The 24,954-nt window shown below is 67.6% G+C and carries 21 protein-coding genes; 8 read left to right on the forward strand and 13 right to left on the reverse strand.

The genetic code is table 11. The features are described from left to right. The first annotated feature begins 16 nt into the window (after window positions 1-16). Entirely contained in the window at window positions 17-1,513 is a 1,497-nt protein-coding gene (locus VV02_RS23635; protein ID WP_052595643.1) for a glycoside hydrolase domain-containing protein, read from the forward strand. 124 nt (window positions 1,514-1,637) lie between these two features. Here the strand turns inward: VV02_RS23635 and VV02_RS23640 are convergent, their stop codons facing one another. Together VV02_RS23640 and VV02_RS23645 are read right to left on the reverse strand one after the other, a co-directional pair. Further along, the gene (locus VV02_RS23640) at window positions 1,638-4,190 is read right to left on the reverse strand and encodes a LamG-like jellyroll fold domain-containing protein (RefSeq protein ID WP_245633181.1); all 2,553 of its coding nucleotides are present in this window, start codon (window positions 4,188-4,190) and stop codon (window positions 1,638-1,640) included. Between the two features lie 211 nt (window positions 4,191-4,401). After that, complete coding sequence (locus VV02_RS23645; RefSeq protein ID WP_218917461.1) at window positions 4,402-5,583, reverse strand: MFS transporter; 1,182 nt, start codon at window positions 5,581-5,583, stop codon at window positions 4,402-4,404. A 125-nt stretch (window positions 5,584-5,708) separates the two neighbouring features. On the opposite strand from VV02_RS23645, the gene VV02_RS23650 reads away from it, so the two are divergent. Further along, entirely contained in the window at window positions 5,709-7,379 is a 1,671-nt protein-coding gene (locus VV02_RS23650) for a long-chain fatty acid--CoA ligase (RefSeq protein WP_052595647.1), read from the forward strand. Window positions 7,380-7,424: 45 nt separating this feature from the next. Here VV02_RS23650 and VV02_RS23655 read toward each other — a convergent pair whose 3' ends face one another. The 3 genes from VV02_RS23655 to VV02_RS23665 all read right to left on the reverse strand — a co-directional run bounded on the left by VV02_RS23655 (window position 7,425) and on the right by VV02_RS23665 (window position 9,842). Next, window positions 7,425-7,742, reverse strand: coding sequence for a hypothetical protein (locus tag VV02_RS23655; protein WP_157063518.1), 318 nt, complete (start codon window positions 7,740-7,742; stop codon window positions 7,425-7,427). Between the two features lie 117 nt (window positions 7,743-7,859). Beyond that, window positions 7,860-8,798 (reverse strand): DMT family transporter, encoded by a 939-nt coding sequence (locus tag VV02_RS23660; protein WP_052597495.1) that lies wholly within the window; start codon window positions 8,796-8,798, stop codon window positions 7,860-7,862. Window positions 8,799-8,924: 126 nt separating this feature from the next. Then, window positions 8,925-9,842 (reverse strand): endonuclease/exonuclease/phosphatase family protein, encoded by a 918-nt coding sequence (locus tag VV02_RS23665; protein ID WP_052595651.1) that lies wholly within the window; start codon window positions 9,840-9,842, stop codon window positions 8,925-8,927. Window positions 9,843-9,904: 62 nt separating this feature from the next. On the opposite strand from VV02_RS23665, the gene VV02_RS23670 reads away from it, so the two are divergent. From VV02_RS23670 to VV02_RS23690, 5 genes are read left to right on the forward strand one after another with little or no spacing between them, the layout of a single operon-like run. Then, entirely contained in the window at window positions 9,905-10,600 is a 696-nt protein-coding gene (locus VV02_RS23670) for a response regulator transcription factor (protein ID WP_052595652.1), read from the forward strand. Then, window positions 10,597-11,916, forward strand: a complete 1,320-nt coding sequence (locus tag VV02_RS23675) for a HAMP domain-containing sensor histidine kinase (RefSeq protein WP_083450392.1) — start codon at window positions 10,597-10,599, stop codon at window positions 11,914-11,916. The genes VV02_RS23670 and VV02_RS23675 overlap by 4 nt, the downstream gene beginning before the upstream one ends. Before the next feature lie 39 nt (window positions 11,917-11,955). Further along, window positions 11,956-13,908: a glycoside hydrolase gene (locus tag VV02_RS23680; protein WP_052597498.1), complete on the forward strand. Its 1,953-nt coding sequence runs from the start codon at window positions 11,956-11,958 to the stop codon at window positions 13,906-13,908. 57 nt (window positions 13,909-13,965) lie between these two features. Further along, on the forward strand, window positions 13,966-14,868 hold the full coding sequence (locus VV02_RS23685; protein ID WP_052595654.1) for a LysR family transcriptional regulator: 903 nt from the start codon (window positions 13,966-13,968) through the stop codon (window positions 14,866-14,868). 57 nt (window positions 14,869-14,925) lie between these two features. Further along, window positions 14,926-15,633: a hypothetical protein gene (locus VV02_RS23690; protein WP_157063519.1), complete on the forward strand. Its 708-nt coding sequence runs from the start codon at window positions 14,926-14,928 to the stop codon at window positions 15,631-15,633. On the opposite strand, the gene VV02_RS23695 is transcribed toward VV02_RS23690, so the two are convergent. The 7 genes from VV02_RS23695 to recR form a co-directional block, all read right to left on the reverse strand. After that, complete coding sequence (locus tag VV02_RS23695; RefSeq protein WP_052595659.1) at window positions 15,630-16,409, reverse strand: amino acid ABC transporter ATP-binding protein; 780 nt, start codon at window positions 16,407-16,409, stop codon at window positions 15,630-15,632. The two genes, VV02_RS23690 and VV02_RS23695, sit on opposite strands and share 4 nt — an antisense overlap. Then, window positions 16,406-17,884 (reverse strand): ABC transporter permease subunit, encoded by a 1,479-nt coding sequence (locus tag VV02_RS27415; RefSeq protein ID WP_083450393.1) that lies wholly within the window; start codon window positions 17,882-17,884, stop codon window positions 16,406-16,408. Before VV02_RS27415 ends, VV02_RS23695 begins: the two co-directional genes overlap by 4 nt. A 177-nt stretch (window positions 17,885-18,061) precedes the next feature. Continuing rightward, complete coding sequence (locus VV02_RS23705) at window positions 18,062-19,126, reverse strand: aspartate-semialdehyde dehydrogenase (protein WP_052595661.1); 1,065 nt, start codon at window positions 19,124-19,126, stop codon at window positions 18,062-18,064. A gap of 6 nt (window positions 19,127-19,132) precedes the next feature. Continuing rightward, entirely contained in the window at window positions 19,133-20,173 is a 1,041-nt protein-coding gene (locus tag VV02_RS23710; RefSeq protein ID WP_052595663.1) for an aspartate-semialdehyde dehydrogenase, read from the reverse strand. Further along, window positions 20,170-21,438: an aspartate kinase gene (locus VV02_RS23715; protein WP_052595665.1), complete on the reverse strand. Its 1,269-nt coding sequence runs from the start codon at window positions 21,436-21,438 to the stop codon at window positions 20,170-20,172. The genes VV02_RS23710 and VV02_RS23715 overlap by 4 nt, the downstream gene beginning before the upstream one ends. Before the next feature lie 149 nt (window positions 21,439-21,587). Continuing rightward, window positions 21,588-22,187: a DUF5063 domain-containing protein gene (locus VV02_RS23720; protein ID WP_052595667.1), complete on the reverse strand. Its 600-nt coding sequence runs from the start codon at window positions 22,185-22,187 to the stop codon at window positions 21,588-21,590. Further along, on the reverse strand, window positions 22,180-22,779 hold the full coding sequence (gene recR, locus VV02_RS23725) for a recombination mediator RecR (RefSeq protein ID WP_052597502.1): 600 nt from the start codon (window positions 22,777-22,779) through the stop codon (window positions 22,180-22,182). The genes VV02_RS23720 and recR overlap by 8 nt, the downstream gene beginning before the upstream one ends. 90 nt (window positions 22,780-22,869) lie before the next feature. Between recR and VV02_RS23730 the strand changes: the two genes are divergently transcribed. Next, window positions 22,870-24,234, forward strand: a complete 1,365-nt coding sequence (locus tag VV02_RS23730; protein WP_052597504.1) for a M14 family zinc carboxypeptidase — start codon at window positions 22,870-22,872, stop codon at window positions 24,232-24,234. Between the two features lie 13 nt (window positions 24,235-24,247). On the opposite strand, the gene VV02_RS23735 is transcribed toward VV02_RS23730, so the two are convergent. Next, on the reverse strand, window positions 24,248-24,916 hold the full coding sequence (locus VV02_RS23735; RefSeq protein ID WP_052595669.1) for a lysophospholipid acyltransferase family protein: 669 nt from the start codon (window positions 24,914-24,916) through the stop codon (window positions 24,248-24,250). Window positions 24,917-24,954: the final 38 nt, after the last annotated feature.

Genomic DNA, 24,954 nt, shown 5'->3' on the forward strand with positions numbered 1-24,954 from the left:
TCGAAGGGATCTCGCCATGTCGCGCAAGCTCAACCGGTGGGTCGTCAGTGCGTGTGCCGTTGCCGCCGCAACCAGTCTGAGTGTCGTCGGTACGCCCGGTGGCGCGCCCCGCGCGGATGCGCTCGGCACGGTGACGCTCACCGGCTACGGCGCGGACTCGTGCACGGCGCCGAGTGAGTCGCAGATGAGCGCGTTCTGGAACAACACGCGCTTCTCGTACTGGGGCATCTACATCGGCGGCTCGGTGCGCGGCTGCGACCAGCCCAACCTCACCGCCTCATGGGTCACGAACGTCACCAACCAGGGCTGGGACCTGCTGCCGATCTGGGTCGGCCCGCAGAGCCCGTGCTGGTCCGGCTCGGGCAACAAGTTCAGCCTCGACCCGGGCACGGCGTACAGCCAGGGCAAGTCGGAGGCGATCGCGGCGTACCAGGCGTGGAAGCCCCTCTCTAGCGAGTCCAACGTGCCGATCGTCTACGACATCGAGGGCGCCTCCAACAACACCGATGCCTGCCGTGCGGCGTCCAAGTCGTTCATCAACGGCTGGACCGAGCAGCTGCACTCTGCTCCGGCCCAGCCGTCCGGCGTCTACTCCTCGGCGTGCGGTGGCGCGCTGGACGACTACTTCGGGATCCCCAACCGGCCAGACTTCATCGACGCCGCCGACTGGGACGACAACCCGGACACCGGCGCGATCGACTGCATCGCCGGCGACCACTGGGCGAGCCGACAGCGACACAAGCAGTACCAAGGCGATCACAACGAGACGTTCAACGGCGTCACCCTCAACATCGACAGCCGCTGCGCGAACGGCGCCGTCTTCGGTTCCGCGGACCACGTCACACCCGGTCATGCGTGCGCGCCGAATGCCCTTGCACCGCAGGCAAAGACCGCCGCTGACCGACCTCTCAGCTGGCACGGTCGTCAGTGGCGCAGCGGCGGCCCGCTCGGTTCGCAGCTGCAGAGCTCTCCGCTCGGAACGCCCACTGCGGACAGCACATTCGCGGCCAACGGCTGGCGCGCGACTCCGGTCGGGACGATTCCCATCCGCAACGCCAACGTGCCGGTGACCGCGCCGACGATCGGACAGCCGTCGGTCCTCAAGGACGGCTCGCTGCTGGTTCCGGTCACCACGCATGATGCCGGCCGCTCGACCGTGCGGCTCTACACGTCGACCGATGGCGCGACCTTCACCCTGCGGTCGACTCACCCGCTCTCGAACTCGCTGGCTCCCGGCGTCGCCGCACCTGCCTCCGCGGCCGGTGACACCGCGGTCGTCGTCGACCCGGCGGACCTGAGCACGCGCACCTGGTCAGCCAGTCGGCGTACGACGATGGCCGCGTCCGCGCGGACGTCCGGTCTCCCGACCGCACCGCAGTCGATCTCGTTCACCGACGCCAGTCACGGCCAGGCGCTGGTCCAGCAGACGGCCTGCGCAGGCAAGTCGAAGGCGACCTGCGAGCCGCAGACCACCGTGCTGAAGACCGCCGACGGCGGCCACACCTGGCACTGACCACCCAACCGCCGGTCGAGTAGCCGGAGCGCCAGCGGAGGCGTATCGAGACCAGGTGCACGCGCGCACCTGGTCTCGATACGACTCGCCCTTGGGGCTCGCCTACTCGACCGGCGAGATGTGACTAGCGGGTGGCGAGCTGGGCTACCTCCGCATCGCTGAGCGCCCGGTCGAAGACGCGCACGTCGTCAGCCGCGCCGTGCAGGTAGTCGACCTTGTTGCCGCCGAACTGACCGCGGCCGATCACCGTGTGACCGGTCGATGCCGGTGCGGTGCAGGCCGACTCGCTCGCGACCTTCTTGCCGTCGACGTACAGAGCGAGCGTTCCGGCCTTGGCGTCCCGGACGCCGGTCAGGTGGTACCACCGACCGACCTCGGGCTTCTCCGGCGACAGCGCGCGCAGGCCGACGAAGCTCATCGCCCAGCGCTGGTCCTGCCCGCTGTACTGCAGGAAGAACGCACTGTGGTCGCCGCCGTCCTGGCTGACGACGGTCTGGAAGCCGCCGCCCGCCTCGTCCAGCTTGGCCCACGCCGACACGCTGTAGCTGCCCTCGGTCTTCACCAAGGACGCACCGGTGTCGCCCTCGCCCGCGCCAGCGAAGTGCACCGCTGAGGCGTGGACGCCCGGTGCCCAATCGACCCCAGTGAGAGTCGCATTCGCGTTCCCGACACCGTCGGCAGCGGTGCTACCAGCGTTCTCATCGAAGGTGTACGCGTGCACTCCGGCGAGCCCCGGCGTACCCGGTCCGGTGTCAGGCGGTGGCTCACCCGAGCCGTCGGCTCCGCGGATGATCGAGTCGTTGACCGCCTTCACCTGACCGAAGTCGAGCTTCTTGATCTGTCGGTCGTAGGTATAGAAGCCGTTGACCTCGTGCTCGACGTCGGTGGTCTGCGTGTAGACCGAACCGCTGATGCCACAGCGTTGCGCCGAGGTGAGGACGTCCTTCTGGTTGCCGACGTAGAGGCTCGTGAGCTCGGCCGGGTCCTTGGCCATCTGGTACGCGTGGCCTTCGCCGAACCACATGTGGTCGTCGACCTCGAGGCCGTATCCACCGTGCTCGCCGTCGATGGCCACGCGCTTCGCGTCCGGCGAGTTCTGCGCTGGACCGGTGTAGGCATGCCAGTCGAGCACATCGCCTTGTCCCGAATCACCATGTGACGCACAGCAGTTCACGCCACTGTGCGCGTTGACGAGGCGGCTCGGATCCCAGCTCTTGACCTCGTTCGCGATGCGGCCGGTGTCCGACTTGTTCCACTCGCCCCAGCCCTCGTTGAACGGGATCCAGCCGATGACTGACGTCCAGCTGTGGTGCTGGTCGACCATCTCGCGGAGCTCGGACTCGAACTGGGTACGCGCATCCGGTGGCGGCTCACCGCCGGTCTTCATCGCCGGCATGTCCTGCCAGACCATCATCCCGAGCTTGTCGGCGTGGTAGTACCAGCGGTCCGGCTCGACCTTGATGTGCTTGCGAATCGTGTTGAATCCCAACGCTTTTGTCTGTGCGATGTCGAATTTGAGCGCCTCATCCGTCGGCGCTGTGTAGATGCCGTCCGGCCAGTAGCCCTGGTCGAGTGTGGACAGCAGGAACGTGATCTTGTGGTTGAGCGTGATCCGGAGCTTCCCGTCCTTGCCCTTGGCCGTGCCGATCTCGCGCATGCCCACGTACGAGCCGATCTGGTCGACCTTCTTCTTGCCGGAGAGCACGGTGACTTGTACGTCGTACAGGAATGGCTTGTCCGGCGACCACAGCTTGGCGTTCGGGATCTTGACCGTCACCTTCTTGTTCGCCACCCCGAGGGTGTGCGAGACGACCTTCTTGCCGTCCCGTACGACGACCTGGACCGCCTGCCCGCCGGCGCCGGCGGTACGTGCGGTCAGGGCAAGCGTGTTGGTGTCGATGTCGGGAGTCATGTCGAGCCCGGTGACGTGCTGGGCGGAGACGGGCTCCATCCAGACGCTCTGCCAGATGCCGGAGGCTCCGGTGTAGAAGATGCCGCGGTCGGGCACCTGACGCTGCTTGCCGACGGGCTGCCAGGTGGCGTCGGCCCGGTCTTCGACGCCGACGATGATCTCCTGCGGCCCGCTCTTGGTGAGTGCGTCGGTCGCATCGACCGAGAACGCGCCGTAGCCGCCGGTGTGCTGCCCGACCTGGTGACCGTTGACCCACACGGTCGTCTTGTAGTCGACCGCGCCGAAGTTGAGCACGAGCCGCTGGCCCTTGTCGACGTGCCAGGAGCGTGGCACCTGAACGGTGCGGCGATACCACATGTAGTCCTCGTGGCGTTTGATCCCGGAGAGCGACGACTCGGTGGGGTAGGGCACGAGAATCTGCTCGGCGAGGTTGGTGCCGACCGGCGGCGCCTCGCCGGCCGATGCACCGGCGAACTGCCAGAGGCCATTGAGGCTCTGCCAGGCGCTGCGCGTCAGCTGCGGTCGGGGGTACTCAGGCAGCGCGTTGGTCGGTGACACCTGGTCGGTCCAGGGTGTCGGCAACGTGGTGGGCGCTTGATGCCAACCGTCAGTGGGGGCTGATGCGGAACCAGCCAGCTGGCCGGGCGCAGAGGCGCCGGCGATGGCCGGAGGGGCGAGGAGGAGGGCGGCGACCGCCAGCACGATGCTGAGCAGTCTCCATCGGTGAGGTGGGGGCGAGACCTGGGGGCGGGGCACGTCGTACACGAGGGGCTCCTTCGTCGATGCCGGCGACTCGCGTTGCGGGCGGGCTCACCGGACGCGTTTTACAACGATGCATCGCACACTTTACAACGATGTATGTGAGCCACGTCACGTCATTGCCCACAAATCAGCAGCAGCCAGTCGCACCCTGCACACATTGACGTGGGCAACACGCATGCGTGTTGCCCACGTCAATGTGTGGGGGGAGAGGACGTCAGACGGCGACGGCGGGGCAGGCGGGGCGAGTGCGGCGTACGAGCAGGAACGCCGCCACTCCGAACGCCACGGCGACGCTGGACCACATGAGGTTCTCGTGCAGCAGCACGGCGAACGTCGCGGCGAGTCCGGCGATCCCCTGGGCGACGAACCCGCAGAGGGCGACGGCGTACGCGCCCCTCCCCCGGACGGCGCCGACGGCCACGGCCATGCTGCTCGGGAACAGCGCCGCCTGCCCGAAGGTCGTCAGGCAGTAGAGCCCGATGAAGACGGCCAGGGCCACGCCGAGACGGACGTCGGGCACCAGCCAGAGCGTCACCATCAGCGCACTCGACACCGTCATGATCACCGCGCCGATGCGCATCAGACGACGCGAACCCACTGACAGCGCAAGGCGATTCACCGTCAACGCACCACCGAAGTAGGCGAGTCCGAAGAGCAGCCCGAGCGCGCCGTACGTCTCGACGCCCAACCCGAAGTACTCCTGGAAGACGAACGGGGCGACCTCCTGCAGGAGGACGATCGTGCCAAACCCGAGCCCACCCGCAATGGACGGCAGGAGGAACGCCCGGGTGCGCGCGATGTCGAGATAGATGCCCAGCGCACTCCCCTCGACGCGACCGTCGCCCGCCTCTAGCCGCAAGGTGAGGACGCCGCCGATACCGATGACTCCTAGGGCGGCCAGGATGACGAATCCCCAGTGCCACGAGGCGTATCGGCCGACCAGTCCCCCAACGAACTGTCCACCGCCGAGGGCGGTCACGAAGGCGATCGAGAGCACCGAGAGCCGTTTGGCAAGCGCATCGCCGGCGCCTAGGTCACGCACAATGATGCGCGCGATGATAGCGGCGCCACCCGCACCGGCGCCTTGGAGGGCGCGCAGGGTCAGCAGCTGGGCACCCGTCGAGGCCACGGCCAGCAGCATGCTCGACGTGACGAACAGGATGAGCGCGGACAGCACTGCGTGACGACGCCCGTAGCGATCGGCCGCCCTCCCCCACAGCACCACGGGCGCGGCTGCAGTGACCACGAACAATGAGACCGAAAGGGCGGTCGTCCCGCGCGTGATCCCGAGCTCGTCCTGGACCGCCGGCAAGGACGGTAGGTAGATCGTGGTCGCCATCTGCGTCATGAAGACGAGCAGGCAGGCGACCGCCATGGTGCGGCGTTCGGACGTCATCGCAGACCCTTCGCAGATTTCCCCGTCTGCCAGACCAGCCTTGCCGGTCCCGTCGCTATTCCCCCAGGTCTCCGCGTTTGGACAAGTTCTGCCGTCCGGCCGCGGCCGGATGAGACCCTCATCACATGAAGAGCACGATGCAGACCACGCCGTTGCTGATCTCGTCCCTGCTGCGATTCGGTACGACGGCCCACGCCGACAGCGAAGTCGTCACCTGGACGGACGGTGAGCCTCGGCGTACGACGTACGGCGAGGTCGGCACGAAGGCCGCCCAGCTGGCCAACGCCCTGCGCGGGCTCGGCATCACGGGCGACCAACGCGTCGGCACCTTCATGTGGAACAACGCGGAGCACATGATCGCCTACCTCGCGGTGCCGTCCATGGGCGCCGTGCTGCACGCGATCAACATCCGGCTGTTCCCAGAGCAGATGGTCTACGTCGCACGGCACGGCGGGTCCGAGGTCATGGTCGTCGACAACTCGCTCGCCGAGCCGTTCGCACGCATCCTCCCTGCGCTGCCTTCCGTCAAGCACGTGATCGTGAACGGCCCTGTGCCACAAGAGGTTCGGGTCGCGCTCGAAGCGCCCGAGCAGGTCGAGAAGGTGCACGACTTCGACGAGCTGATCGCGGACCAGCCGACATCGTTCGACTGGCCGATCGATCTGGACGAGAACGACGCGTCCTCGATGTGCTACACCTCCGGGACCACCGGCAACCCCAAGGGCGTGGCCTACTCGCACCGGAGCAACTACCTGCACGCGGTGGGCGTCGCGGCGACGCTGGGCTTCACGCAGGCCGATCGGCTGCTGATCGTCGTCCCGCTCTTCCACGCCAACGCGTGGGGCTACCCGTACGCCGCCATGGTCACCGGCGCGACGCTGATCATGCCGGACCGCTTCCTGCAGCCCGCCCCACTGGCCCAGATGATCGGTGCCGAGAAGATCACCGGGGGCGCCGGCGTACCCACGATCTGGAACGGCCTGCTGCAGTACCTCGACGCGGAGAAGCCGGACGTGTCCAGCTGTCGGATGCTGATGGTCGGCGGCGCCGCCGCTCCGCCGTCGCTGATGAAGGCGTTCCACGACCGCTACGACATCGACATCGTGCAGGGCTGGGGCATGACCGAGACGTCACCGGTGGGAAGCCTGGCGCTCCCTCCGGCACGGGTCGAGAAGGGCTCCGACGAGTACTGGCGCTACAAGGCGGCGCAGGGACGGCTGCTGTGCGGTGTCGACGGGCGGCTGATCGGACCGGATGGTACTGAGCAGCCCTGGGACGGCGAGGCCGTCGGCGAGCTCGAGGTTCGCGGGCCGTGGATCACCGGCACGTACTTCTCCAACGGCACCGAGTCCGCCGCCGAGATGGACGACATCGCCGGCAAGTTCCACGATGGCTGGCTGCGCACGGGTGACGTCGGCGCGCTCACGGCCGACTCGTTCCTGCTGCTGACCGACCGCGCCAAGGACGTCATCAAGTCCGGCGGCGAGTGGATCAGCTCGGTCGACCTCGAGAACCACCTGATGGGCCACCCGGACGTGGTCGAGGCGTCCGTCGTCGGCATCCCGGACGAGAAGTGGGACGAGCGTCCACTGGCCACGGTCGTGCTCAAGGAGGGCGCGACGGCGACCGTGGCCGACCTGCGAAAGTACTTGGAGGACAAGGTCGCTCGCTGGCAGCTGCCCGAGCGATGGGCGCTGATCGATGAGGTGCCCAAGACGAGTGTGGGCAAGTTCGACAAGAAGGTGCTGCGCCAGCGGTACGCCGACGGCGAGCTCGAGGTGCAGGAGGCGCATTAGAGCGGCGTCACCCCGCGGCCGAGGTGACGCCGCCCCGATCCAGGGCTACGGGTTGCAGGTGGTCCCGCCGTCTCCCGCGGCGACGTCGTCCATCCGGACCCAGCCGCCGCCCCAGTTCGCAGTGAGGTGGTAGCGGCCGTTGTTGTTCTCGTAGACCTCGAAGGTGTTGCATGCGGCCTTCCACCCGTGGGAGTTCGAGGAGCCGGACGAGCCGTCGTACCAGGGAGTGGTCGGCACGTTGCTCTTGACGTGCTTCACGTACGTCGCGGCGTCCGCGTGCGCGGCGTCGGGCGCCGACATCCCCAGGGCGGCCGCACCTGCGGCACAGACGAGCAGGATCGACAGTGTCTTGGACCGTGTCATGGTCATTCTCCTTGCGGACGGAGCGGATGTCGCACGCCCGGGGTCGGGCAACGAGATCCTTTCTCCCGCAACGGATGTAGCGCCACGGACAGAACCCGGACAATCTGCTGTACGGGTTCAGCCCCTCGAGCGGCGGTTGCTCACCGCGACGCCGACGATGCAGATCGCGCCACCGACGAGCGTGATCGTCGTGGGCACCTCGTCCAGGAACAGCCACGACATGAACACCGTGCACACCGTCGTGAGGTAGCCGACCAACGGGCCGATCCGCCCGGCCGACATGTGCCGCAGCGCGTAGGCGTACGTCGTGAAGGCGATCGCGGTCGAGAACGCGCCCAGGTAGACCATGCCCACGATGGCCGATGTCGGCGCACTGCCCAGTTCGCCCGCCAGCTGACCACTGAACGGCAGCATCGCGATCACCCCGACCACGCTGCCGAGCCAGATGGCTCGCAGACCGTCGATGTCGCGAAGGGTGACCTTCTGGACCAGGACGGAGACGGCGTACAGGACGGCCGCGACCAGCCCGAGCACGACGCCGACCGTGTCCGCGTGGCTGTCCGCACCACCAGCGCCGAGGGTCATGACGCCGACCCCGATGAAGCCGATGACACAGCCCACGATGACCGGACGCGGGAAGCCCTCGGCCAGGAACATGCCCGCGCCGAGAGCCATCAGGATCGGCGCGGCGTTGACGAGCAGTGCGGCGGTGCCGGCGTCCACGTGACGCTCGGCGGTGTTGAGGACGTAGTTGTAGCCGGCGAACCACATCACGCCGTACGCCACCACGCGGCCGAGCGCGGCCCCGCGAGGGATCAGCGGCCGGGTGCCGCCTCGCAGCACGAACGGTGTCAGCACGAGCGCCGCGACGGCCACCCGCAGGAGCGCCATCGGCCCGGCCGACAGACCGGTGCCGGAGTGGCGGATCACCACGAAGGATGACGCCCAGAGCAGGATCGTCACGCCGGCAGCCAGGGCCGCCTTGGCCGAGATCGTCTGAGGTACAACGGTTTTGGTCTCTGAGGGCGCTGTGGTCGCCGCGGTGCCCGTGCTCATGTCCTCCATCGTCGCGTCGTACGACACCTCAGGACAAGCGAACTTTCCTACGTATCTGTTAAGCGATTCTGCATGGTCGGGCGTCGGCCCCCCGCAGCGCCGACGCCCGACATCGTGTCCGCCGCCTCAGCGTCGGGGGATCTGAAACGTCGTGGTCGGAGCGCGGTGGTCGCTGCCGGCGATCTCCACGACGTCGACGCCCACCGGAGTGAGCCCACGGCTGAGGATGTGATCGGGCCTGGTGAGGGGAAAGCCGGCCGGCCAGGTGAACCCGAACCCGTCGCGCGCCTCGTGCAGCGAGCGGGTGAGGAGAGAAAAGCGTCGGTCGGTCGACGCGGTGTTGAGGTCGCCGAGGACAAGCACTCGCCCTGAGCGGTCCCCATCGATGTGCTGGGCCAGGGCTCGTAGGGCCCCATCTCGACCCGCCGTCCGCCCGAGGCGGATCGAGGCGAGATGCACGGCGTACAGAGCGATCTCGCCACGCGGGGTCGACACTCGAGCGCGGAGCGCACGCGGCCAGCCCTGAGCGAGATCGAGAGGCTGACAGTCCGTCATCGGGTACCTGCTCCACACCGCAACGGTTCCCACCGACCGGCTGTACGGATGGTCCTGTCCGAGCGCTCGGCGGAGCACCGACCTGGTGCGCTGGGTGACCTCTTGGACCACAACGATGTCCGCCTCTGACCGCGCGAGCTGATGGGCGGCGCGGTCGACCTCCTGGTTGCCGGCGCCGATGTTGACGCTCAGCACCCGAAGGCTTCCTCCACCGTCAACTGCGGATGCCGTACGCCGGAACTCGGGTCCGAACATCGCAGCACAGACGACGGCTGGGACCAGTGCGGCGACCAGGCCCGCCCGGGACCGTAGGCCGACCGCACACACCAGGAGCAAGGCGACAGGTACGACGAGCCACGGCAGCACGCTGTCGAGCGCCGTTCCGAACCCGCCCACGTCCGGGATCAACCGATGACCGAGCAGCACACCAACAAGGCTGACTGCGAGCGCAGTCACGGCCAGGTCGCGACCTCGGGAGAACACCTTCATGCCGGCACACTGACCAAGCACGATGAGAGGTAGATGAGAAGGCGGCTGCGATCATCGCCTCTATGGCTGACCACGACCGTCCTACTGCGGTCCTCGTCGTCGATGACGAGCCCGCGGTGCGCGAGGCGATCACCGATGCGCTCACGGTGCATGGGTACGACGTGACGTCCGCGATGGACGGCGGGGAAGCACTTGCCGTGCTGGCCAGCCGCGACGTGGACCTGGTCCTGCTGGACGTCGTGATGCCCGGCCTCGACGGGCTAGGGGTCTGCCGCGCCCTTCGAGCCGCAGGTGACCGTACGCCCATCCTCATGCTGACGGCCCGCTCCGAGACACCTGACCGAGTGGCAGGGCTGGACGCCGGGGCCGACGACTATCTCGTCAAGCCGTTCGACCTCGGCGAGCTGCTCGCCCGAGTCCGCGCGCTTCTCCGTCGCAGCGCCCCGACACTGGACGAGGCTCCGCTGGTCTTCGACGACCTCGAGCTCGACGCGGCCGCTCGGCAGGGTCGCCGTGGCGAACGCGTCATCCAGTTCAGCCAGACCGAGTTCGCCCTGCTGGAGCTGCTCGTACGCCACCCCGGTCAGGTGCTGACCCGGGACGTCATCGTCGAGCGGGTCTGGGGCTATGACCTCGGGCCGACGAGCAACTCGATCGAGGTCTACATCCGCTACCTGCGCCAGAAGCTGGAGGCGGACGGTGAGCCGCGTCTCGTTCACACGGTGCGCGGCGCTGGGTACCAGCTGAGGCTTTCGTGAGGCGCGACTGGTGGCCGCTGCGTACGCGGCTTGCCGTCGTCGCCGCCGTCTCTGTCGCGCTCGCGATTGCGTTGGTGGCATCGGCCGGCTACATCCTGTTCGCTCGGGAGCTGCATCACCAGGTCGACCTCAACCTGACCCGCGACGCCAACCGAATTCGCTTGCAGGTCAAGCAGAACGGTTGGGACCCGTCGCTGGCAGCGGACTGTCGTTGGCAAGGCACGCCGGCGTGCGCGAGGGTCGTTCGGGCTGCTCCATCCGCCGGTGGTGCAGCGGCGATGCCCGTGCCGACACAAGCCCGTGAGGTAGCCACAGGTCAACGGCCTCGCTATCTGGCAGACGTGCGATCTGAGCACGGTCAGCTGCGAATGCTGGTGCTACCACTACGAGCCGGCGAGGCCGTCCAGGTCGCCGTCCCGATCGATCCGGTCGAGGACAGCCTGGCCCGGATCAGGCGACTGCTGGCGATCATCGGACTTGGCGGTGTCGGACTGGCCTGCGCCCTGGGCTATCTCGTGTCCCGGATCAGCCTCCGTCCTGTCGCCCGCATCGCCGCGGTCAGCAAAGAGGTGGCGACGACACGAGATCCGGGACACCGCATCCCGGTACGTGGCCGGGATGCGCTGGCGCAGCTGTCCGAGAACTTCAACACGATGCTCGCCGCTCTTCAGGAATCCCTTGCCGCGCAACGCAATCTGGTCGCGGACGCCTCCCACGAGCTGCGTACGCCGTTGACGGCCCTGCGCTCGGACATCAGTCTCCTCACCCTGGCCGAACCACTCGCAGCGGCCCAGCAGGAGCGAGTCCTCCGCCGTATCGACAGCCAGCTGGTCGAGCTGACCGACCTGATCACCGATCTCATCGAGCTGGCTCGCGGAGACCTGTCGTCAAGTGACCTCCATGACGTACGCCTCGATGAGGTCGTCGAGCACAGCCTTGCCAGTGCCCGACGGCGTTGGCCCTCACTGATCTTCGAGGCGGAGCTGAGCCCGACCGTGATCAGCGGCGCACCCGACCGGCTTGGTCGCGCGGTCACCAACCTGCTCGACAACGCCGCGAAGTTCAGTCCGGCCGCCGGCACAGTGACGATCCGGCTCACGGAGAACGACCTCCGAGTTCGAGACCGCGGACCCGGGATACCCGCGGAGGACCTCCCCCGCGTCTTCGACCGGTTCTATCGCTCGGACACGGCGCGCCAGACTCCGGGATCCGGCCTGGGGCTCGCCATCGTCGCGCAGGTCGTCCACGCCCACGGCACCCAGATCGAGATCCGGTCACCCGAGGATGGTGGCGTCGAGGTCATCTGGCGCCTCTGATCTCATCTGCCTCTCATGTGCCGCCAGCAGGGTCACGGCATGAACACGTTGACTCAGCTCCCCCGACCGGGTCGCGCGGCACTCGTCGCCGGTCTAGCCATCAGCATCGCGGCACCTGGAGCCGCCTTGGCCGCGCCGGCTGCCCGACCGAGCGGGATCGCGATCCCTATCAACGGCGGCACAGCGCACATCAATCCGGCGACGCTCGAGGTGTGGGCGACCAGTCGAGACGGTCAGCGAATCACCTTGTCCGGCAGGGCGACTGAGCGACTCGGTAAGCCCGGTCGAGTGTCGAGAGCACGTGGCGGCGCGACCTGGGCGTATCCCGACCGGCACCTCACCGTCACCGCGTCCGCACGTGAAGGTCGTCTCGTGCTCGACATCCGCGCCGACTCGGACAGCACCCTCACCTGGCCGGTGACTGGAACCGACCGCGCGGCCACCGAGCTGCAGCTCCCGCGGGGCGAGGGCATCGGCGTACCCCTCAGCGACCCGTTCTGGAACTCATCGACAGCAGGCCTCACGAACCCCGAAGGCACCAACCTGAACGACCTCAGCATGCCGTTCTGGGGTCAGTCGATGGGCCAGCACGGCGTCAGCTACATCGTTCCCACCGACATCGGCACCAACCTGGGGTTCGTCTCCGAGAAGGGCCGTCTGCAGACTCGTGCGAGCCACGACTTCAGGCGGTCGGAGGACACCAGCACCTACACCGTCGCGTTCTCACTCACTGACGGTGCTCCGGTCGCCGCCGCCAAGGACTACCGCCGCTGGCTGTCCGCTCGGCACCAGCTGGGCAGCCTCAAGGACAAGATCCGCGCAAACCCGGAGGTCGGTCGGCTGGTCGGCGCACTGCACGCGTACGCCTGGGGTGATGGGCGTACGACGGCGGCGGTTCAGGACCTACGCCGGTTGGGGATCTCACGGATGTGGCTTGGGTACGACGCCGGGGGCTCGGTCATGTCGACGGATACCGTTCGTACGGCTCATGACTCGGGCTATCTCGTCGGGCCGTATGACAGCTGGAGCAACGCTCAGGACCCGGCCACAGCTGACTCACCCGCGTCGGCCTGGGCGGACGGTGTGTGGCCCGCAGCGTGCGTACACGACGCCAAGGGGAAGCCGGTGGAAGGATTCGGCGGCCGGGGCTGCTACCTCAGCTCTCAGGCGATGCGCAACGCCGAGCCCACCAAGCATCACCTCGAGAACCGCACCCGTTCGGTGATCAAGAATGGCGCGACCAGCTATTTCCTCGACGTCGATGCGACCGGCGAACTGTTCCAGGACTTCAGCCCGACCCACCGGATGACCAAGGCGGGTGACCGCACCAACCGCCTGGCCCGCATGCAAGGGCTCTCACGGGACAAGCACCTCGTGCTGGGCTCCGAGACGGCGGGTGGCTGGGCGAACCAGGTTCTGGCCTTCAGTCACGGCTCCAGCACGCCCGTCGCGCCGGGGCTGTGGCCCGCCGAGCGCAACAAGGAGGCATGGGGCGCGTACTGGCCCGCCGACCGCCCCGGGTTCTTCTTCAAGCCCGCCACCCTCCCCGCGAACGTCGCGCGCGCGATGTTCGAACCGCGCTACCGCGTGCCGCTGTACGAGACCGTCCTGCACGACTCCGTGGTCAGCGTGGACCGATGGGAGCTGTCGCTGTACAAGCTGCCGGCACAGCAGAAGTCCCGAATCCTCCTCGCCATGCTGTACAACACCCCGCTCAACCTCGTGCTCGACCGAGCGGCCATCAAGGAGCACGGCACCCAGATCGCGCAGCTGCAGAAGTTCTTCGCCCAGATCCAGAAGGCCGCCGGCACCGAACCCATGACCGACTTCCGCCGACTGACCAAGGACGGCAGCGTGCAGCAGACCTCCTTCGGCCCCGCGCTCACGATGACCGCCAACTTCGGCAGCACGACGTACGACGGTGTCGCACCCGGGTGCGTACGCGCGCAGACCGGTGGCTCACATGGCGAGTCGCAGACGCTGTGCCCGTGAGTCCTGACACCGTGAATGGATGACGCTGACCGTTAAGAGGCTCTGTACGATCGGAGCATGCTTGATGTGCACCGCCTTCGTGTCCTGCGAGCCGTCGTCGCCAGTGGTTCGGTCGGAGCCGCGGCCACCACACTCGGCTACACGCCATCCGCGGTCAGCCAACAGCTCACGACGCTCCAGCGGGAGACCGGCCTGCGGCTGGTCGAGCGGAAGGGCCGCGGCATCGAGCCGACCGCGGCCGGTCACACTCTCGCGGCCGAGGCCGGACGGGTGCTCGAGTCGTTGTCCGGCGTCGAGGGTCTCGTCAGTGACCTGCGGGCGGGACGCGCAGGGAGCCTGTCGATCTCGTACTTCGCCTCCGCCGGGTCGGCGTGGATCCCACCGATCGTGTCCGTGCTCATCCAGGAGTTCCCGGATCTGCGCCTTGACCTGCGACTGGCCGAGCTGCGCGGCGACGAGCACAGCCATCCCGACCTCGACATCTTCGTCGCACGACCGTCGGACGCGCCCGAGCGTGACGGCTACGTCATGCACTGCTTGCTCGAAGACCCTTATGTAGCAGCGCTTCCCATCGATCACCCGCTCGCCAGCAGGAGTCATGTGAGCCTGACCGAGCTCGCCGACGACCACTGGGTCGACAACGACTTCAACCGTGGGCCGTGCCGCCAGGTGTTCATCGACGCGTGCGCCAAGGTGGGGCTCGCTCCCGACTTCCGGATCGAGACGCACGACTACCCGACCGCGCTGTCGTTCGTCGCGGCCGGCATCGGCATCACCGTGCTCCCCGAGCTCGGCGTCGGGTCGCAGCCTGGCGTGGCGATCGTGCCGATCACCGAGCCGACCCCCGTGCGGTACGTCTACGTCGCCGTGCGAGCCGCCGTCGCCTCCAACCCGGCCGTCGTCCGCGCCCTTGAGCTCCTGCACGAGCGCGTCGACACGTCGAGCGCCGTGTCCGCCTGAGGCTTGCCGTACGACCTCTGCGCCTGCCACTCTTCGGTCAGGATCTGGGGAGGTCACATGTCAACACCTGCGCTCGCGCGGCCCATGGCACGACTCGACGTCCGCTCGCGTCTGGAGTGGTGGAAGAGTCGCCGTCACGTGTCCGGCGTGATCATCCTGACGCTGTTCGCTGCGTTCATCGCGATGGCGGCATGGGCCGGTCCACGGCAGTCGCGGTACGACAACACAGACTTCGTGGAACCGCACCACTTCAGCCTCACGAGCGAACAACCGAAGTCCCTGCACGAGCTCAGCTGGTGGAGCGAAGACCTTGCCGAGCAGCTCTACACGCCGCTCGCCACGGAGCTCGGCCCCGGCGACGCGGTGCCCATGTACGTCGTGTCGGACAACGGTGACGGTCAGGTCCAGTGGACCCAGAAGTTGTCGAACTCACCGGAGATCGCCGAGCTCCGCAAGCACGACTCGGGGGCGGAGTCGCGACCAGTGACGACCATGCGGTGGGTGACGAACACCGCCCGCCTTCTGTCGATCTTCACGTTCATCATCATCGTCGTCGCCGATCCGCCCCGACGCGGCAACCGGTGGTACTGGTTCTGGATGATGGGGATCCCACTCGGGCTGGGCGTCGCGTGGTTCGCGTGGACAGAGAAGATTCGCGACCCCGAGCAGCAGAAGTACCGCAAGCATGGAACGGACGGGTTCTTCACCCTGATCGGGCTCTACATCGCTGTCCAGGTCGGCTTCGGCCTGCTCGGCGGGCTCTAGATGGGCTCGAGGATGCGCTTGAGGAAGGTCTGGGTCCGCGGCTCCTGAGGATCCGTGATGACTTCAGACCCGCCGCGCTCCACGATCAGGCCGCCGTCCACGAACAGCACCTGGTTAGAGACCTGCTGAGCAAAACGCACCTCGTGCGTCACGATCACCATCGTCCAGCCCTCGGCTGCGAGGTCCTTGATGACCCCGAGCACGTCCCCGACCAGCTCAGGGTCGAGTGCTGACGTCGGCTCGTCGAACAGCACCAGACTCGGCTTCAGCGCGAGCGCCCGAGCGATACCCACGCGCTGCTGCTGACCACCCGAGAGCTGGTACGGGTACTTGTCGGCGTGCTCCGACAAGCCGACCTGCTCGAGCAGTGCGGCAGCAGCCGTACGGGCCTCCTCCTTCGAAATCCCTTGTGTCACAACGGGACCCTCGGTGACGTTCTCGATCGTCGTCTTGTGCGGGAACAGGTTGTGCGACTGGAAGACCATGCCGCTCTTGGCGCGGTAGGTCGCCAACAGCTGCCGGTCCGCCTTGGGCAACCGGCCGCGATGGCCCGGTTTGATCGTGGAGAAGTCGACGGTGCAGTCGCCGATGCGGACGACGCCCGCGTCCGGGATCTCCAGCGCGTTGAGTGAGCGCAGCACCGTCGTCTTACCGGACCCGGACGGCCCGATGATCGTCGTCACCGTCCCCTCGGCGACATCGAAGGAGATGTCCCGGAGCACCACATGGTCACCGAACGCCTTGGCCAGGCTCTCAACCGCCACCAGATCTGTCATGAGGCTACGAACCTGTTCAGTCGGGTCTCAGTTCGAGACTGGAGGGTGGAGAGGACCAGGCAGATCACCCAGTAGTAGAAGGCGGCCATGCCGTACAGCGCCAGGAACTTCCCGGACGGTGCCGCGACGACCTGCGCCGAACGCAACAGCTCAGGCACCGTGATCACCGAGGCCAGTGCGGTGTCCTTGACCAGCGAGATCAGCGTGTTGGACAAGGGGGGTACGGCGGTGCGCGCGGCCTGCGGCAGGATGATCCGTCGCAAGGTCGTCGCGTAGTTCATGCCCACCGTCGATCCCGCCTCCCACTGGCCCTTGGGCAGACTCTGGATAGCCGATCTGATGATCTCGGCGGCATAACCGCCGACGTTGAGGCTGAACGCGATGGCGGCCGCGGGGAACGCATTGATCTTGAAACCGAGCTCTGGCAGCGCGAAGAAGATGATGAAGAGCTGCACCAGCAACGGCGTACCGCGGATGATCGAGATGTAGACCCGGGCCGCACCACTCGCGATCGGGTTGCTGGACATCCGCGCCAGCGCGACGAAGAGCGCGATCACCAAGCCGACGCAGAAGCCGATGGCGGTCAGCGGGATCGTGAACTTCAGCGTCGCCTTGAGCATCGGCCACGCGTTGTCCTTGATCAGCTCCCAGCTGTTCGGCGTCTTCGGCGTCGCGGTGAAGTACTTGTCGTACGTCTTCTTGATCGTGCCGTCCGCGGTCAGGTCGACCAGGGCCTGGTTGACGTCCTGGATGTAGCCCGAGCCCTTGCGGGCCACGAGGACGGACTTGGTCTTCTCCGGAGTCTCACCGGACACCTTGACCGTGTCGTCCTTCGTCGTCGCGAGATAGCTCCTGACAGCAAGCTTGTCGTTGACCACGACGTCCACGCGACCGTCGCGCAGCAAGGACATCGCCTGGCTCAGGTCATCCACGCCGGTGACCTTGGCGCCATTCTGCTTGGCCAGGTCGCCGAACGAGCTCGTCAGGCTCTCGCCCGCCTTCTTGCCCTTGATGTCCTTCAGGGACTTGATGGAGTTCTCGCTCTTACGCGTGACGATGACGACCGTCGTGTCGACGTAGGGCACCGACAGGTCGTAGAGCGCATTGCGCTCCGGTGTGAAGGTGACCTGGTTGGCCACCATGTCGATGCGCTTGGCCGTCAGCGCCGCAAAGATCGAGTCGAACGGGATCTCGACGTACTCGATCTTGGCGCCGAGCTTCTTGCCGACCGCGTTCATGACCTCGATGTCGTACCCGGTCAGTTTCCCCTTGTCGTTCGGGTCGTGAAAGCTGAACGGCGGGTAGACACCCTCAGTGCCGACGCGCAGGACTTTGGGTACGGCGGCCGGTCCCGCCTTGGTGCCGGAGTTGTCTGCTGCGCCGGCCGGAGTGGCCAGTCCGACCGTCGCCAGCACGGCGACCAGGATCGCGAGCAGCGCGGACGAGGCCCGCGCTGCTGCGGTTGAGTGATACATCGAGCCAGGCTATCGACGCGGGACCTTCCATGGTCCGCGCAGCAGATACCGACGAAACGCGGCGCCGACCGAGTGGTCAGTTCGGCAGGGTCCCGTTCGGACCGGACCCTGCCGAACTGACCAGTGAGCGGCGACTCAGCCGCCGGTCGGGAACGTCGGGGCGAAGCCCGCCGCCGGTCAGAGCTCGGCGGCCACCAGCTCGGCGACCTGCACCATGTTGAGGGCCGAACCCTTGCGCAGGTTGTCGCTGCAGACGAACATGTCGAGCGACTTGGGGAAGTCCGGGGACTGCCGGATACGCCCCACGAAGGTCGGGTCGGACCCCACCACATCGGCCGGGTTGGGCCACTCGCCGGACGCCGGATCATCAAGCACCACAACGTAGTTGGGGCCCTCGATCAAAGCCCGCCGCGCGTCGCGCACATTGATCGGCATCTCGAACGTCGCATGCACGGAGAACGAGTGGGCCGTCACCACCGGCACCCGCACACAGGTCGCCGAGACCTTCAGCTTGGAGAGTCCGAGCACCTTGCGGGACTCGTCGCGCAGGCGTATCTCCTCCGACGTCCAGCCCTCGTCCATCAGCCGACCCGCGAACGGCACCACGTTGTAGGCGATCGGCCCGGGGAAGGGCGACGTCTCAGGGAGATCGGACACCGCTCGTCGTACGTCACCGGGCACCTGCCCGACGCGACGGTTGCCCGCCAGGGCGCCCACCTCGTCGTACAACCGCTGGACGCCGGCCGAGCCGACACCCGAGACGGCCTGGAACGTGGTGACGACCAGCTCGGACAGTCCCCAGCCCTGGTGCAGCGGGGAGAGTGCGGTGAGTACGGACGCCGTGGTGCCGTTGGGGCTGCAGACGATGCCGCGCGGTCGCTTGCTGGTCTGGGCCGGGTTGACCTCGGCCAGCACGAGCGGCACATCGGTGTCGCGGCGGAAGGCGCCGGAGCAGTCGATGACCACCGCGCCCTGCTCGACCGCCTTGGGCGCCCAGGTCTCGGACAGCACGTCCGGCAGTGCGAAGAGCGCCACATCGACGTCGGCGAACAGCTGCTCGGAGAGGGGTTCGATCGTCACTTCCTCACCGCGCGCGGTGCGGGTCTGACCGATCTCCTTGTCGGAACCGACGATTCGGACATCCCCCCAGATGTCCTCGCGGGTGGACAGCATCTTGAGCGCGACGGATCCGACCGCGCCGGTGGCGCCAATGATGGCGAGCGTGGGCTTCTTGGTGGCCATAAGAAGTCAGCGCGAGGCTGCGATCACCTCGGCTATCTGAACGGTGTTGAGTGCTGCGCCCTTGCGCAGGTTGTCATTGCTGATGAACAGCACCAGGCCGCGGTTGTCCTCGACCGAGTGGTCCTGCCGGATCCGGCCGACGTACGACGGGTCCTGGCCGGCCGCCGCCAATGGCGTTGGTACGTCAGCGAGTTCGACGCCTGGCGCCTTGGCGAGCACGTCGTGCGCCTCGTCGGCCGTGATGGCCTGCGCGAACTCGGCGTTGATCGACAGTGAGTGGCCGGTGAAGACCGGGACGCGTACGCAGGTGCCCGAGACTCGGAGGTCTGGCAGGCCGAGGATCTTGCGCGACTCGTTGCGCAGCTTTTGCTCCTCGTCCGTCTCACCGAGTCCGTCGTCGACGATCGAACCGGCCATCGGCAGCACATTGAAGGCGATGGGCGCGACGTACTTGTTGGGCTCGCCCAGGTCGACCGCGGAGCCGTCGTGGGTCAGCTGCTCCATCGTGTCGGCGCCCTTGCGAACCTGACCGGCAAGCTCGTCGACGCCGGCGAGACCGGAGCCGGAGACCGCCTGATAGGTCGAGATGACCAGCCGCTGCAGACCTGCGGTGTCGGCCAGCGCCTTGAGCGCGGGCATCGCGGCCATCGTGGTGCAGTTGGGGTTGGCGATGATGCCCTTCTTGGCGTCCTTGATCGCCTCGGGGTTGACCTCCGAGACCACCAGGGGGACCTCGGGGTCGAGCCGCCAGGCCGAGGAGTTGTCGATCACGGTCACGCCGGCAGCTGCGAACTTCGGCGCCAGCGCCTTCGAGGTCGCGCCGCCCGCGGAAAAGATCGCGATGTCGAGCCCAGCAGGGTCGGCCGTCGAAGCATCCTCGATGCTAACCGAATCGCCCTGCCACTCAAGGGTTTTCCCGGCTGAACGGGCGGATGCGAACAGTCGCAGGGACGCGACCGGGAAATTGCGCTCGGCAAGGAGCCGCAGGACAACCCCGCCGACCTGACCCGTCGCGCCGACGACGCCGACGTGGAGACCCGTGCTCATCGCCCAGACCCCCCGTAGACCACAGCCTCACCATCGCTGGAGTCGAGGCCGAACGCGGTGTGCACGGCGCGTACGGCATCGTCCAGCTGGTCATCGCGCGTCACGACCGAGACGCGGATCTCCGAGCTGGAGATCATCTCGATGTTGATACCAGCGTCGGCCAGCGCCTGGAACAGCGTCGCGCTCACACCCGGGTGGCTGCGCATGCCCGAACCGATCAGGGACAGCTTGCCGACCTGGTCGTCGTACTGCAGGTGGTCGTAGCCGAGCTTTTCCTTGAGCGCCTTGAGCTTCTTGACCGCGGTCTGCCCGTCGGACTTCGGCAGCGTGAAGGAGACGTCGGTCTTGCCGGTGTCGGCGGCCGAGACGTTCTGCACGATCATGTCGATGTTGATCTCCGCCGCGGCGACCGCGTTGAAGATCTCGGCGGCCTGGCCGGGGCTGTCCTTGACGCCCACGACGGTGAGCTTGGCCTCGCTGCGGTCGTGCGCGACGCCGGCGATGATCGGGGCTTCCACGGTCTCTCCTTCAGTGGGGTCGAGGACCCACGTTCCTTCGCGGTGGCTGAACGACGACCGCACATGGATCGGCAGGTTGAAGCGGCGGGCGTACTCGACGCAGCGAAGCATCAGCACCTTGGCCCCAGAGGCCGCCATCTCCTGCATCTCTTCATTGGTGATGCGGTCGATCTTGCGGGCCGTCGGCACGATGCGCGGGTCCGCGGTGAAGATGCCGTCGACATCGGTGTAGATCTCGCACACGTCGGCCTTGAGGGCGGCGGCGAGCGCGACGGCGGTGGTGTCGGAGCCGCCACGGCCGAGCGTGGTGATCTCCTTGGTGTTCTGGCTGACGCCCTGGAACCCGGCCACGATGACGATGTGGCCCTTGTCGAGCGCCGCCTGGATGCGGCCAGGTGTGACGTCGATGATGCGGGCCTTGCCGTGGCTGTCATCGGTGATGACGCCGGCCTGCGAACCCGTGTAGGAGCGGGCTGAGTCGCCGAGGTTGGCGATCGCCATGCTGACCAGAGCCATCGACATCCGCTCGCCCGCGGTGAGCAGCATGTCGAGCTCACGCTCGGGGGGTGCTGGGGAGACCGCATCGGCCAGGTCGAGCAGCTCGTCGGTCGTGTCACCCATCGCCGAGACGACCACGCAGACGCGGTTGCCGGCCTTGCGGGTGTCGACGATGCGGCGGGCGACACGCTTGATGCTGTCGGCGTCGGACAACGACGAACCGCCGTACTTCTGGACTACCAGGCTCACTACACATGCCTCCGGACGAAAGAGTCAGACGGAGGTGCTCAGTCTAGAGGCGGCCCGGATTGCGAGACCGACGGCCCATATAGCGGGATCGGCCCCAAGGTCGTCCCGACACTCCGGGCACGGACGTACGCGTTCTGTCAGGTTGATCGTCAGGGGTGGAGCGCGTCGAACTCGGCGTCGGCGACGGTGTCCTCGTCAGCGTCCATGCGCAGGTGGGACAGGATCGTCAGCACGACCCGGAGGACGGCGGCGGCGCGTACGCCCCACTCGGACAGATAGCTGAACTGCCACCACCACATCGCCTCGACCGGGCGACCGCGGTCGAAGTGCGCCAGCCCGTGGTCGAGCGCCGCGACGATGCCGGCCAGGTCATCGCTGAGCGCGCCGCGGCCGAGCTCGACGGAGGTCAGCGGGTCCACGATGTCGGCGTAGTCGTCGATGCCTTCGAAGACGTTGGCCAGCGAGACGCGCAGGGCGTCGTGGTCCTTGTCCGGGCCGGGGTCGGGCTCGAACCGCTCATCGGGGAGTACGTCCTGGATCGCACCGAGGCGGGCTCCCGTGACCTGCAGCTGGCTGATCACCAGCAGCAGCAACGGGATCGCGGCGTCGGTCGCCACACCCGCCGCGATGTCGCGGATGGCGCCGGTGAAGTCACGGGCGTCGTTGGCGGTGTCGACCGCGAGCTGCGCCAGGTCGCTGTGTGGCGGCGGACCCGGGGCGGCGCGGGTTTCGGTGGTGGTGTCAGGCATCGAGCAGTCTCCGTCCCTCGAAGGCGCGGCCGAGAGTGACCTCGTCGGCGTACTCCAGGTCGCCGCCGACGGGCAGTCCGGAGGCGAGCCGGGTGACTCTGAGTCCTAGGGTCTTGAGCAGTCGAGCGAGGTAGGACGCGGTGGCCTCGCCCGTGAGATTGGGGTTGGTCGCAAGGATGATCTCGGTGACCTCACCGTCGGCCAGCCGCCGCATCAGCTCGGTGATCCGCAGGTCGTCCGGTCCGACACCGTCGATCGGGCTGATCGCCCCGCCCAGCACGTGGTAGCGACCGCGGAACTCGCGGGTGCGCTCCAACGCAATGACGTCCTTGGGGTCCTCGACCACGCAGATCTGGCTGAGGTCGCGGCGCGGATCGAGGCAGATCTTGCACTGCTCGGACTCGGCGACGTTGAAGCAGGTGTCACAGAAACGGACCTTCTCGCGGACGACGGTCAGCACCTCGGTCAGCCGCTGGACGTCGACCGGGTCGGCCTGGAGCAGGTGGAAGGCGATGCGCTGCGCAGACTTCGGCCCGATGCCGGGTAGCCGGCCGAGCTCGTCGATCAGGTCTTGGACCACGCCTTCGTACACCCTGCGAGCGTAGTGCCCCGACCGCCCGCAGCCGACCGGCATGGCACCTTGGCATGGCTCGGGTACGTCGACCCGCGTCACGCTCGGCGTATGACCAGACGCCGCCTCCTCGCCCCGACCCTCGCCGCGTGCGCCCTCGTGGCGAGCGCTGCCACAGCAGCCGCCGCCCAGCCGACCGACTCGACGCCCGGGCCACCAGCCGCAGGGCCCACCGACAGCCGTACCCCTTCGTACTACGACGTCACTCTGGACGCGACCCACACCTCGGCCGGGCTCATCGCGCAGGGAGCCGACGTCTCCGAGGGCTCCCGACCGGGACAGGCTGTCGTGGTCGCGACGCCCGAGCAGGCCGGCCGGCTGCGTACGGCCGGTTATCGGCTCACGTACACCGCGTCGCTGTACGCCCAGCAGCCACAGGCGCGTACGTCGTTGGCGGACGGCACGTACTACGGCGGCTACCACACGGTTGCCGCCCACGAGCAGCACGTCGCCGACGTCGCGGCCGCCCATCCGGACCTGGCCACGGCGACCACCGTCGGACAGTCCTGGCTGAAGCAGCAGGGTCGCGGCGGTCACGACATCAAGGCCATCTGCATCACCAAGAAGGCCGAGGGCGACTGCGACGGCAAGAGCGACGGCAAGCCGAAGTTCACGATGATGGCGCAGATCCATGCGCGTGAGCTCGCGACCGGCGAGCTCGCCTGGAAGTGGATCGACACGCTGGTCGGCGACTACGGCAAGGACGACGCCATCACCAAGCTGATGGACACCACCGAGCTGTGGGTCATCCCGATCGCCAACCCGGACGGCGTCGACGTCGTCGCCTCGAACCCGGACGAGCCGCTCTGGCAGCGCAAGAACGTCAACGACGTCGACACGGCCGACTGCTCCAAGGAGGACCAGGGCATCGACCTGAACCGCAACGCCGACGTGTCGTGGAACAACCCCGACCAGGGCGGGCCGTGCGACGAGACATTCTCGGGCAAGGCCGCTGCCTCCGAGCCCGAGCTGCAGGGTCTCCAGGGCTTCTTCAGCACGCTGTACGCCGACAAGCGCGCCAACGACTGGACCTCGCCGGCCGATCCGGACACGACCGGCACGTTCATCACGCTGCACTCCTACGGCAACTACGTGATCTATCCGTGGGGGCACACCAATGACGCCTCGCCGGACAAGGCCAAGCTGAAGGCGATCGGCGACAAGTACGCCGCCTCGAACGGCTACCAGGTCGGCACCGCCGGAGAGACGGTCGGCTACCTGGCGCCGGGCGGCACTGAGGACTGGCTCTACTACGACCGCGGCGTGCCGGGCGTGACCTTCGAGGTCGGCGGAGACGGCGGCGACTGCGGAGGGTTCTTCCCGGCGTACTCCTGCATGGACGACTTCTGGGCCAAGAACAAGCCGGCGTTCATCACGGCCGGCCAGCTGGCCGCGAAGCCGTACGCGGTGGGCTGATCGATCTGGACGATCAGGTGGCGGGTGGGTGCTCGTTGTAGGTGCCCGCCCGCTCCTGGCCCGTCAGCTCATGGATCGCGTCCATGATCTCGTCGGTCACCTGGCGACGGGCCTTGCCAGCCGGCACACCGGCGTACCGCTCGACGAACCTGAGCGGCTCACCGAACCGGATCGTCGCGTGCGCGACGCGAGGCCGGTTGGACCCGATCGGCTGGATGTCAGGCGTGCCTTCGATGCCCACGGGTACGACGGGTGCCCCGGTCTCGAGGGCGAGGTGAGCCACCCCGGTGCGGCCCCGGTAGAGCCGCCCGTCACGCGAGCGCGTGCCCTCCGGATAGATCCCAAAAGCCTTGCCCTCGTTGAGAACTCGCAATGCGATCTCGAGTGAGTTGGCGGCCGCACGGGTGTCGTCACGCTCGACCGGGATCATGCCCATCGACGTCATCCACATCCGCAGGGCCGCGCCCTTGAGGCCCGTGCCCGTGAAGTAGGACGACTTGGCGAGGAAGTGCACCTGGCGCGGCGCGACCATCGGGATCACGACGCTGTCAACGAAGGACAGGTGGTTGCTCGCGAGGATCACCGCGCCGGTGCGCGGGACGTTTTCACGCCCCTCGACCGTAGGACGGAATACCGCGCGCAGCGCAGGCGCGACGACCATCCGCGAGGTGAGGTAGAGCATCGGGACAACGATAGTGGGGCGCCGGTGCTCGTACGCCC

It is taken from the genome of Luteipulveratus mongoliensis (assembly GCF_001190945.1).
Taxonomy (GTDB): domain Bacteria; phylum Actinomycetota; class Actinomycetes; order Actinomycetales; family Dermatophilaceae; genus Luteipulveratus; species Luteipulveratus mongoliensis.